The 10,607-nt window shown below is 63.6% G+C and carries 13 protein-coding genes and 1 pseudogene; 5 read left to right on the top strand and 9 right to left on the bottom strand.

Annotation, left to right across the window (positions count from 1 at the left end; translation table 11 throughout):
• The 3 genes from E8A46_RS14790 to E8A46_RS14780 form a co-directional block, all read right to left on the bottom strand.
• On the bottom strand, window positions 1-290 hold a 290-nt coding region (locus E8A46_RS14790), incomplete at its 3' end, for a flagellar hook-basal body complex protein (RefSeq protein WP_291561864.1).
• 193 nt (window positions 291-483) lie between these two features.
• Window positions 484-984, bottom strand: coding sequence for a peptide-methionine (R)-S-oxide reductase MsrB (gene msrB, locus E8A46_RS14785; protein ID WP_291561862.1), 501 nt, complete (start codon window positions 982-984; stop codon window positions 484-486).
• A 150-nt stretch (window positions 985-1,134) separates the two neighbouring features.
• On the bottom strand, window positions 1,135-2,619 hold the full coding sequence (locus tag E8A46_RS14780; RefSeq protein ID WP_291561860.1) for an FAD-binding oxidoreductase: 1,485 nt from the start codon (window positions 2,617-2,619) through the stop codon (window positions 1,135-1,137).
• A gap of 96 nt (window positions 2,620-2,715) precedes the next feature.
• Between E8A46_RS14780 and E8A46_RS14775 the strand changes: the two genes are divergently transcribed.
• The 3 genes from E8A46_RS14775 (at window position 2,716) to E8A46_RS14765 (ending at window position 4,333) form a co-directional block, all read left to right on the top strand.
• Entirely contained in the window at window positions 2,716-3,258 is a 543-nt protein-coding gene (locus tag E8A46_RS14775) for a histidine phosphatase family protein (RefSeq protein WP_291561858.1), read from the top strand.
• Between the two features lie 146 nt (window positions 3,259-3,404).
• Window positions 3,405-3,830, top strand: a complete 426-nt coding sequence (locus E8A46_RS14770; protein ID WP_291561856.1) for a universal stress protein — start codon at window positions 3,405-3,407, stop codon at window positions 3,828-3,830.
• 38 nt (window positions 3,831-3,868) lie between these two features.
• Entirely contained in the window at window positions 3,869-4,333 is a 465-nt protein-coding gene (locus E8A46_RS14765) for a hypothetical protein (protein ID WP_291561854.1), read from the top strand.
• 53 nt (window positions 4,334-4,386) lie between these two features.
• Here the strand turns inward: E8A46_RS14765 and E8A46_RS14760 are convergent, their stop codons facing one another.
• Together E8A46_RS14760 and E8A46_RS14755 are read right to left on the bottom strand one after the other, a co-directional pair.
• Window positions 4,387-4,965: a hypothetical protein gene (locus E8A46_RS14760; protein WP_291561851.1), complete on the bottom strand. Its 579-nt coding sequence runs from the start codon at window positions 4,963-4,965 to the stop codon at window positions 4,387-4,389.
• 72 nt (window positions 4,966-5,037) lie between these two features.
• Window positions 5,038-5,472: a DUF1772 domain-containing protein gene (locus tag E8A46_RS14755; protein WP_291561849.1), complete on the bottom strand. Its 435-nt coding sequence runs from the start codon at window positions 5,470-5,472 to the stop codon at window positions 5,038-5,040.
• A gap of 82 nt (window positions 5,473-5,554) precedes the next feature.
• Between E8A46_RS14755 and E8A46_RS14750 the strand changes: the two genes are divergently transcribed.
• A complete protein-coding gene (locus E8A46_RS14750) occupies window positions 5,555-5,989 on the top strand; it encodes a hypothetical protein (RefSeq protein ID WP_291561847.1) in 435 nt (144 codons plus the stop codon).
• Between the two features lie 24 nt (window positions 5,990-6,013).
• Here the strand turns inward: E8A46_RS14750 and E8A46_RS14745 are convergent, their stop codons facing one another.
• Together E8A46_RS14745 and E8A46_RS14740 are read right to left on the bottom strand one after the other, a co-directional pair.
• On the bottom strand, window positions 6,014-6,964 hold the full coding sequence (locus E8A46_RS14745) for a fatty acid desaturase (protein WP_291561845.1): 951 nt from the start codon (window positions 6,962-6,964) through the stop codon (window positions 6,014-6,016).
• Window positions 6,965-7,135: 171 nt separating this feature from the next.
• Window positions 7,136-7,363 (bottom strand): annotated as a pseudogene (locus E8A46_RS14740) (DUF892 family protein); the annotation flags it as partial.
• A gap of 214 nt (window positions 7,364-7,577) precedes the next feature.
• Here E8A46_RS14740 and E8A46_RS14735 point away from each other — a divergent pair.
• Window positions 7,578-8,678 carry a YbhN family protein gene (locus E8A46_RS14735; RefSeq protein WP_291561843.1) on the top strand — a complete coding sequence of 367 codons (1,101 nt, stop codon included), beginning with the start codon at window positions 7,578-7,580 and terminating at the stop codon, window positions 8,676-8,678.
• Window positions 8,679-8,728: 50 nt separating this feature from the next.
• On the opposite strand, the gene E8A46_RS14730 is transcribed toward E8A46_RS14735, so the two are convergent.
• Both E8A46_RS14730 and E8A46_RS14725 read right to left on the bottom strand, forming a co-directional pair.
• The gene (locus E8A46_RS14730; RefSeq protein ID WP_291561841.1) at window positions 8,729-9,319 is read right to left on the bottom strand and encodes a DUF2147 domain-containing protein; all 591 of its coding nucleotides are present in this window, start codon (window positions 9,317-9,319) and stop codon (window positions 8,729-8,731) included.
• 179 nt (window positions 9,320-9,498) lie between these two features.
• Window positions 9,499-10,527: an NAD(P)/FAD-dependent oxidoreductase gene (locus tag E8A46_RS14725; RefSeq protein ID WP_291561839.1), complete on the bottom strand. Its 1,029-nt coding sequence runs from the start codon at window positions 10,525-10,527 to the stop codon at window positions 9,499-9,501.
• Window positions 10,528-10,607 lie beyond the last annotated feature (80 nt).

Genomic DNA, 10,607 nt, shown 5'->3' with positions numbered 1-10,607 from the left:
GGCTTCTGCACCGAGAAGAAACCGTCGCCGTTGATCGCCATGTTGGTGCCGACCGTCGTGCCGGTGACGGTGCCCTGGGTGGTGATGGTAGCCTGGGCGAACGCGGTGACGCCGCCGGCGACCTGCTTGTTGGGCGTGGTGGAGTCCGGGATCAGATCCTCGAACGTGGTACCGATACCCTTGTAACCGGTGGTCGAGGCGTTCGCGATGTTGCCGGAAATGTTCTGCAACGCGAAAGATTGAGCCTGCAAGCCACCAACCGCGGTGTTGAGCGCGTCGAAGATACCCATAACGTTGCCTCCACATTCGATCCGGGCGGCCAGGGCGCATTGCCAGCATGGCCGTCATCGAAGGGGACATCGCAATCGTCGTGCCAGACTCGAGAATCCTGTTATTTCAGATACTTAAACAAGAATGCCCCGGTCCGGGGACCGGGGCACAATTGCCGGGCGGGCAACAATTGCCGGGGAGCAAGTGAAAAAATCAGCTCGCCGTCGGCGCGGCCGGATGGAACAGCAGGGCGAAGCCGTCCATGCAGTAGCGCAGCCCGGTCGGCTTCGGCCCATCATCGAAGACATGACCGAGATGGCCGCCGCAGCGGCGGCAATGAATTTCGGTCCGCAGCATTCCGAAGGTGCGGTCTTCGGTCTTGCCGACGGCATTCTCGAGCGGCTGATAAAAGCTCGGCCAGCCGGTGCCGCTCTCGAATTTCGTCTCCGAAGAGAACAGCGGCAGATCGCAGCCGGCACAGGCGAACACGCCCTTGCGATGCTCCTTGAGCAGCGGGCTCGACCACGGCCGTTCGGTGCCCTCCTTGCGCAGGATGTCATATTGCTGCGGCGTGAGCTGGGCGCGCCATTCCGCGTCGGTCTTTTCAATCTCGAATTTCTCCGCCGCCCTTGCCGGGCTACCTCGCAGCCAGCGGAGAGCCGCAAAGCCGAGCAAACCGGCGGTAGAGGCGAGCAGGATACGGCGGTCGATCATGGTGGTCTCCGTGCCAGGCAAACTGATGGACTGTTCGCTCTCAAATACGGGGCGCAACAGCGATAGTTACACCGATCCTGCGGGAAACCTCTCACTTTGTTGCGAGGAAGCGTTTCCCCGCCGCCTCCCCGACCTGCAGCCGGAACGAGGTCAGGAGGCGCCCTCGCTTCCGCCGGGGTTCGCCACCGCAGGTGGCGGGGAACCTTCCGGACGAGCACGGTCCGGTCGAGCGCGTTCCGGACGCGGCCGGCCCGGCTGCGGACGGGGCCGCGGCGGCCGGGTGCCGGCCTGCCGATTGGCCTCGGCCAGACGCGCCTCGCGTATACGCTCCTGCTTGCGCACCCTCTCCCGGTAACGGGCCAATGCGCCGGCGGCGGCGGCGCTGCCCCGCCCCCACATCCCGATCACGTGCCCGGCGACCCGGCCGGTCGAGCCACCCGCCCAGACCAGCTCGAAGGGCGAAAACAGCCGCCAGCGCTCGTCGCCCCACAGAATGCTGCGGGCGATCAACTGTCCGGCCATCGCCGTGGTGTTCAGCCCCTGACGGCCGAAGCCGCTCGCGACCCACAATCCCTTACGCAACTGCCCGATCTGCGGCATGCCATGCACGGTCTCGCCGACCGCGCCGCCCCACACCTCGGCGATCTCGACCGGTCCGAGCCGGGGAAACACCGTGCGGATCCTGCGCGCAATGGCGGACGCAAAACGCGTCGGCCGCGCATCCCAGGTGGTTTCGGGGCTGGCCCACATCAAGCGGTCGCCGTCCACGATCCGGAAATGATCGATGCCATCGGTGTCGGTCACCGATCCCTTGAACGCGATCGTCTCGGCCAGACGCTCGCCGAGCGGTGCGGTGATCGCGGCGTAGCGCCAGACCGGCAGCAGGGTTTCCGACAACCGCCGCAGCGGCGCGCCGAGATGGACGTTGCCGGCGAGCACGATGTGGGAGGCGCGCAACCGCGCCGAAGGCGTGACGATGCGCTTGCGAATGCCCGATGAATCGATGCTGACCACCGGCGTGTCCTCGAAGATCCGCGCCCCCGCCCGCCTGGCGAGTGCCGCCAGGCCATGGACGTATTTGCGGCCGTCGATCTGGAATGCCCGGGGAAAATACACGCCATGGAAATAGCGATCGGTCCTGAGGTGATCGCGGACGCGTTCGACCTGCCAGCCCTCGACTTCGGTTTCGAAATCCTCAGCCAGCATCTGCAGCCGGCTGATCAACTGATCGCCGGCATCGACGTTGGAAACCTCAAGCGCGCCCTCGCTGATCGCGATCCCCGGAATCAATTGTTCCGACGCGTTGGCCCGAACAAACTCGGCGCCTTGCTTCGACAGCGCCCAGAGTTCCCTGGTGTCTTCGAAACCGATGCGCGCGATCAGGTCTCCGACCGGAAGACCGAAGCCTGGCATGACCGTGCCGAGCTGATGGCCGGATGCGCCCCAGCCGACGTGCCGGCCTTCGAGCACGGCGACGCTGGCGCCGAGGCGGGCGGCCTCCAGGCCGACCGTCAAGCCGGCAAGCCCTGCGCCGACCACGCAGATGTCGACATCCAGATCGAACGAGAGCCGCGAGCGCTCGCGCGCCGTCCCGCTGTCCGGTCCGCTGGCCGTGCTTGTATAAATCTCGCTCATATCGTTTTCTTACGGGCCGATCCGGTGCTTGTCACCTTGTCCTGCGCGTCAGTCTGTACATTAATCTGGGCGGCTTGAACCGAATCGAGATGCGCCATGCGCCGTTTGATGCTGCTGCGGCATGCCAAGACCGAAAACGAAGCCCCGAGCGGCCGCGATCAGGACCGCCGGCTCGACAACCGCGGCCGCCGCGACGCCGCCGAGATCGGCGGCTGGATCGCCCGGCATTCAACGTTTCCCGATCTGGTGCTGGTTTCGCACGCCGTGCGGGCCCACCAGACCTGGGAAATCGCCTGGGAAGCGATGAAGGAGCGGGTTCCGGAACCGCAGGTCGAGCTGTTGCCGGAACTCTATGGCGCCGACGTATCGCAGCTGCTTGAAACCATCCGCGAAGCGTCATCGACCGATCCGCGACGGCTGATGATCGTCGGACACAATCCGGGAATGCATGAACTGGCACTCGCGTTGGCCGGTAGCGGCGATGGCGCCGCGCGCAAGGCGCTCGCCGACAATCTGCCGACCTCGGGTCTTGCGGTATTCGAGTTTGAGATCGACGACTGGACCGACGTGGCAATCCGTCGCGGCCGGCTGGTGTTGTTCGTCAGCCCAAAACTGTTGAAGCAGACTTCGGGCGACTGAGCTCTGGCGGTGATCGGCCCAAATCGTGTTAAAGCGTTTTCGAGCGAAGTAAGGAAAACGAGTCAAAACAAAACATTAGAGCCTTCGGTTCTCACTCGATCTGAACCCAAGAGGCCGCGAAGCCGATCACCAACACGGAGGCGCAGATGTTCAACTCCATTCTCGTGCCGCTCGACCTCGCCGATACCGACCTGGCCAAACCGGCGATCGCCACGGCGGCGACGCTGTCGCAAACCTGGAACGGGACGGTGCGCCTTCTCAATGTGCTGCCGATGACACCTGTGATGCTGGCTGAATATGTCCCCGCCGATTTCGACACCCAGCAGCGCCAGACCTCGGAGGAGGCGCTCGCCATCGTGGCGCGTGAATCCGGCATCGATGCCCAGCGCATCTCCACCGCGGTGCGGCAGGGCGGCATCTATCACGAGATCCTCGAAGAGGCCGCCGCGATCAAGGCCGACCTGATCGTCATGACGTCGCACCGGCCGGCGATGCGGACCTATTTTCTCGGCTCCAACGCCGGCCACGTCGTGCGCTACGCCAAGTGCTCGGTGCTGGTGGTGCGGCACTGACTGAAGCGGCAGGCGGATGTGAGTGACGGAGATCCCCGGTGAAAAATTGGTGGCACAGATGGAGTTACGAAATCCCGTTGGCCTTCGGTGACGCGCTTTGGGAAGTACTGGTCGTGCAGTTCGCTGATTTTCTGGGCCGACTGACGGTCCGGCGGGTTCTGGAGTTTGTTGCAATCGCCATTCTGGTGATGGCCTTTGTGCAGACGGCCCCGATTGACCTGGCATTCCTGTTTGCCGGCGACACGCTGATGTATCTGGAATTCGCGGTGATGGTCCGGCTCGCCGCCGGCAGGGAGCACTTCAGGCATATGCTGCAACTCGCAGCGCGCTTCGCACGGTTCGCGATGCGGGTGGCGAGGGCCGCCATCGTCCATCCCCTTGCACGGATCGTCAGGCCGCGCCAACGGCGCAACCCTGCGCGCCTGGCGAAGCCCCCCAGTTCCGATCAATCCGGCGATGGCCGCGGCCTCGGCACGGCCGGGGGTACCCTGGCGACCGCGTGACGCATGAGTCCCGGTCGCGTGCCATACGTCTGCGCTGGATTGCGGAAGCCGGTCTAGGGCAACAACGCCTTCGGCAAACGATCGAAGGTGTAGGCCAGCGGCCGGTTGCGCATGACAAAGCCGCCCACCTGCCACGCAAACAAGGCCGTGAAGCCGACCAAAAATAGCGCGCCCGCCCATTCGCCGGTTGCGATGGAACGCCCGAAAAGTCCGGCCATCGCAATGCCGACCAGCGTCACGCAGACAATCGCCGCGACATAGACGCGCGGCCCGAGACCGCCGACCAGCACCGCCCTGCTTCCGGCGCCCGCCATCCGCGCATGCAACTGCGTCACGAAGGCGCGGTAATCGCGGTCCTGCGGCGCCATCAGCGCCGCGGTCTGCCAGCTGGTCGAAAGGATGGCGATGCGCGCGCCATCGGCATTTCCGATGTCGGCGCGGAACCGGCGCGACTGCATCGACACCGGGCGATACGACAACCTGACGGTTGCGATGTCGGCGTAGGGCCACATCCCGGACTTGCCGGCGATACGCCAAGACAGCCCTTGCTCCGTCAGTTCGAACCGATGCGCCGCGCCGATCAGCGATGCCTTGTAGGCGTAACGGATGGCGGGGGCAGCCTCGTTCGACAAATCAGGCTCTAATCTTTTGTTTTGCCACGTTTTCCTCACGCGGACCGATATCCATTTGGTTCGAAAACGCCGCTAGCGCGACATACATGCCCAGAAAAAAGCGGCGGTTGCGAGTGCCCCCAAAACCGTACGCACGCCATGGATTACGCCCCATTTGACGATGAGCGCTCTGGTTTGCGGTCCGGCATTCTCGGGATCCGTTGCCAGCAGCGCATCGTTGGTCGGCTTGATGCCGATCAGCGTCCACGGCCACGGCGCGATGATCGCAATGGCACCCATCAAAAAGCCGGGATGTGAGACCTGCCACCACGCGAGCAGTCCAAGCAGAAAGCCAACCAGGGCGAGCGGCGCCTGCATCGCGGCTCCGCGCTTGTAGGACGGCTTCCATTCAGTGAGCAGTGCGCGATCATCCAGCAACAGCCGTGCGGGTTGCTCGGCAATATTCACGTAAAGCGCCACACCGCCGAACATCGCCGAGGCGATCAACGCGAGAATACCGAAAGTCATGATTCAAGCCCCTCGCCGAAAAGATCGAATGAATCCTCGCATCGACTTGCGCCCGTCGCCGGCTTTATCTTACAAGCGGAGCATGACCGAGACGACCTATTTTCCGCGCCGACTGATCCTTGCCGGCGCCGTGATTTCAGGCGTGCTGCTGGCGCTGGCCGTGCACATGCTCGGCGCCCGCTTCGGGCTCGATCTCGGCGGCCTGTGGCGATCCGATACGGGTGAGTTCATGCCCGCGGGCGCGGCGTTGGCGTGGTGGCTGATCGCAACCGTCGGCTTCTGCGGCGGCTATTTCACCGCGACGCTGATGGACAGCGCGGTATCGGGCCAAATTCCCCAGCGGATGCGGCAGTTCCTGATCGCGGTCGGCGTGCTGGTGCTGGCGGGCGCCGGCCAGGCCGCTTCGGCGCCCAGTCCGATTCCGACGATCTCGGGCGTGCTGGCGGGGCTGGCGGCGCTGGGCCTTGGCGCCGTGGTGGCGTTCTGCGGCGCGCATTTTGCGCTGCGCAGGGCTTGAACGCCGCTCACCAGCCGCAAAAGTTCAAGTCACCCGCACCGGAACGGGACGTTGCGGCAACTGCACATCCCAGGCGAGACCCAGCAGAACCAGGAGGCGCAGTATGAGATAGGTCAGATCGATCTCCCACCAGCGCCGCTGATTGGAGGCGGAGTTGGGTTCGGCGTGGTGATTGTTGTGCCAGCCTTCGCCGTTGGTGAGGATGGCCACCCAGACATTGTTGCGGCTGTTATCGTTGGTCTCGTAATTGCGGTAACCGAACACGTGGGAGAAAGAGTTTACACTCCAGGTGATATGCCAGACCAGAACGGTTCTGACGACTACTCCCCAGAGCCAGACGCTCGCACCGAGTTGAACCGCTTCACCTGTCGAGCCGCCGACTGCCAGCTCGGTCAAAAAGCCCGCTGCAAAATACACCGCCGACTGGGCCAGCACGATCCCCAACACGAAGCGCTCGATCCATCGGTAGAAGCTGTCGCGAAAGATGTCGCGCGCATAGCGGTCATACGCCACGTTGCGGCCGAAGTCGGTATTTTCGAGGAACAACCAGCCCATATGGGACCAGAACAGGTTGACCAGCGGACTGTGCGGGTCCGCCCGATCATCCGAACGATGGTGGTGCAGACGATGCGTCGCCACCCACCGGGCGGGGGTGTCCTCGAGGCAGCAAACCGCGATGATCGCCAATGTGTGCTCAAGCCAGAGCGGGCAGCTGAAGCTGCGGTGGGTGAGCAGCCGGTGATAGCAAAGATTCATTCCGACGGCGCCGAAGACATAGACCCCGACGACCGCAATCGTCACGCCAGTCGCGCTGAAGAACCAGGGGACGAAGGCCAACAAGGCCAGCAGGTGGTAGGTCCCAACCGGAACCGCATATCGCCACTTGACCCGTCTCTCACCTGCACCGATTGGAAGCGGCAGGGATAGCACCCGCGACGCGACGAAACCCGTGTTGGCCTTGCCAACTTCATGCATCGATTGCCCTGCTCTCGCGATATGAGCAGTCCTTGTACACGATCCCTGGCCGATCGCGGCACCGAATGTTGCGGAACCGCCGGGTAATGGCATTACAAGGGTTTCACGTTGCTACCCGTGATCGCCCCAGTGCAAAGCGTCGCGGCGATCTTGCCAGCGCGACGTTTTGTCTCAACTAGGCTTGCGTCCGAAGGGTCGGCGCGCCGCGCGAAGATTGACCTTGCTTTCCGCCAGCATCGTCAACTTCTTGTCGGTTGCCCGTTCCTCATCGAGCGTCTTCTGCAAGATACCGCCGCAATCGTTGCGCCCCAGCTGTTTGGCCCATGCGATCAGGCTGCCATCGTGCGCGATCTCGTAATGCTCGACGGCCTGTGCGGCGTTGATCAATGGCGCATCCACGGCGCGCGCGGGGAGCGACTCAGGGCTCGATTCCCGTGCGTTGCGCCATATATGGGGCAGATGACGCCAACGCCGGTCCGGGACCGGCGCTCGCATTGTCAAGGGCTGCACAACGGGACGTTTTTGCCTTATGGGTCTTCGCATCGACGGCGATCCACCTGCCGACGGTCGCTTCGAAAGGCCGCAACCCGTTGCCGCCCTGCCGGGAGGAAGAATGTATCGACTGTTGACCACGCTCGGGCGTGGCTTCAAGGAACGGATCGGCTGGAAACGGCTCGGGATCGCCGCGAGCCTCGTCATCATCGCCTTTGCGATCACGACGCTGGTCCGTACCCTCAAGGGCGTCGATACCGGCGTGATGCTGGTCGCGCTGACCGAAATACCCGCCCATCATATCGCGCTCGCCGCACTGTGCGTGATCGGCGCATTCTGCACGCTGACGTTCTACGATTTCTTTGCGCTGCGGACGATCGGCAAGAAACACGTTCCCTACCGGATCGCGGCGCTGTCGAGTTTCACCAGCTATTCGATCGGCCACAACATCGGCGCCACGGTGTTTACCGGCGGCGCGATACGTTTCCGGATCTATTCGGACTACGGCCTAAGCGCCGTCGATGTCGCCAAGATCTGCTTTCTCTCCGGCCTGACATTCTGGCTCGGCAACGCCTTCGTGCTCGGCATCGGCATGGCCTGGCATCCGTGGGCCGCATCCGCGATGGACCAACTACCGCCTGCGATCAACCGGCTGATCGCGCTCGGCGTCATCAGCGCCATCGTCGCCTACTTCGTCTGGCTCACCCTCGGCGAGGAACGGCGCGAGCTCGGGCAGAACGGCTGGAAAGTGAGGTTGCCCTCGGCACCGCTGACGCTGGTGCAGATCCTGATCGGCGTGCTCGATCTCGGATTCTGCGCGATGGCCATGTATTTGCTGATGCCGGCGCAGCCGGACATTGATTTCATCTCGCTGGCGGTGGTGTTCATCCTGGCCACCCTGCTCGGCTTCGCCAGTCATGCCCCGGGCTCCATCGGCGTATTCGATGCCGCGATGCTGGTCGCGCTGCCCGAATTCGGCAGGGAGCAACTGCTGGCAACGCTGGTGGTGTTTCGGATCCTGTATTTCATGATCCCGTTCGGGATCGCGGTTTCCATCATGGGCACCCGCGAGCTTTGGCTCAGTGTGGTGCTGCCCTGGCAGAGACGCCGCCGGCTGAGCGAGGCTTGCCAGGCCGCCATCCCCGACGAAGCGCCCGAAGCCGCCAAGGCGAAAGCCCCGCTGCCTTTCGCACCTCGCTCGCGCGTCCGCTCGCGCCAATAATTCAAACGCGCCGCGGTCGAATTCGTCTCGGTTCGATCGTTGCGCGCGTCTCAGCGCGCGGGCAACGGTGCCGGCTTTTTCACGGCTGCGGGCAGCGGCGGCTTCACCGCCGGGGCCTGCGCCGGCAGGTATTTGGCTACAATGGTGGGATCGACGGAAGCGAGCTCGGTGTCCGGCAAACGGTGCCAGGTTTCATTCTTGCCAAACATCGGCGTGAGGACGTAGCCACGCAGAATGAGATCCTGTCCGTCGGCGCTGACGGTCATCTTCGCCTTCCAGACTTCGCCGTCGCGCGGATCCAGAATGTTACCGCCTTCGTATTCGAGGCCATTGCGCTTCATGTTGCGGATAAAGGAAATTCCGAGCACCGGCGCGTTCTTGCGATCGTCGGTGCATTTCGAGCAGACATCATGTGGAGTTTCGCCGGGCACTGGAAATGTCCTGGCGATCACGCCTTCGAAGAAGCCGTCGCGATGATCGACCATAAGAACCCACACCACCGGCTTGCCGTCCTCGATCTTCTGCCACAGCCCTGCGGCGGTCGGCTCAGCGGCCCGTCCCGGAAGCGCGGCCGCGAACAACACGGCAAGGCCGGTCGCGATCGGAAGCGCCGGTCGCAATCTGGATGAAATATTCCACATCGGATCACCTGATCAGCCCGTCGAACGATGCCGCAGATTACGGCCATTTCGCCGCGGGTTCCAGTGCCCCGGCGTCGCACATCCATCGCTCTTCCGCGGCGACCCGGCCTCGCCACAAATATGTCGCAACATCGAAGCCGGCCTTGCCGGGCCCTCTTGCGAGAGCGGCGTCACGCCGCTCAGTTCACGCCAAGCTTTTTCTGCAGGCTCGAGGAAGACGTCGTGTACTGGAACACCAGGCGCTTGTCCGGATAGACGTAACGGTGCGCCTTCTGGGCCATCAGCGATCCCTCATGGAAGCCGCACAGGATGAGCTTGAGCTTGCCGGGATAGGTGTTGATGTCGCCGATCGCAAAGATTCCGGGCACGCTGGTCTCAAAGGCCGAGGTCTCGACCGGCACCAGATTGTTCTCGAGCGCGATGCCCCAGTTCGCGACCGGCCCCAGCTTCATGGTCAGGCCGAAGAACGGCAGCATGGTATCGCACGCGACTCTCGATACGACGTTGTCATTACCCTTCACCGTGGCGCCGGAAAGCCTGCCGCCCTCGCCTTCGAGCGCCGTCACCTGGCCGATCTTCAGGTCCAGCTTCCCGGCAGCCACCAGCGCGCGCATCTGTTCGACGCTGTGCGGCGCTGCGCGAAAATCGTCGCGCCGGTGCAGCAGCGTCACCCGCTTGGCAATCGGATGCAGGTTGAGCGTCCAGTCCAGCGCGGAATCGCCGCCGCCGACGATCAGCAGATCCTTGTCCCGGAACTGCTCCATCTTGCGCACCGAGTAAAACACCGAGCTGCCTTCATAGGCCTCGATGCCCGGCACCGGCGGGCGCTTGGGCTGGAACGAACCGCCGCCGGCCGAGATCACCACCACCTTGCACTCGAACACCTTGCCGGCATCGGTCGTGACGCGAAAGCCGGGATCGCCGATTTTCTCGACCGTCTCCACCATTTCGTTGAGATGGAAGGTCGGATTGAACGGCTTGATCTGCGCCATCAGCGCCTCCGTCAGCCCATGGCCGGTGACGAAGGGAATTCCCGGGATGTCGTAGATCGGCTTTTCCGGATAGAGCTCGGCGCATTGGCCGCCGATCTTGTCGAGGATATCGACAAGATGCGCCTTCATGTCGAGCAGGCCCAATTCGAAAACGGCAAACAGCCCGCACGGGCCGGCGCCGATAATCAGCACGTCGGTTTTGATCGCTTCGCTCATATCGCTTCTTTTCGGTTGAACAGCCGGCAGCCTCTGGCTGCGCCTGTCTAGCCAACGGGACGGGACGAGGAAAGCCATAT

It is taken from the genome of Bradyrhizobium sp. (assembly GCF_004799445.1).
Lineage (GTDB): Bacteria > Pseudomonadota > Alphaproteobacteria > Rhizobiales > Xanthobacteraceae > Bradyrhizobium.
This window is presented reverse-complemented; position numbering and strand designations above follow the sequence as displayed.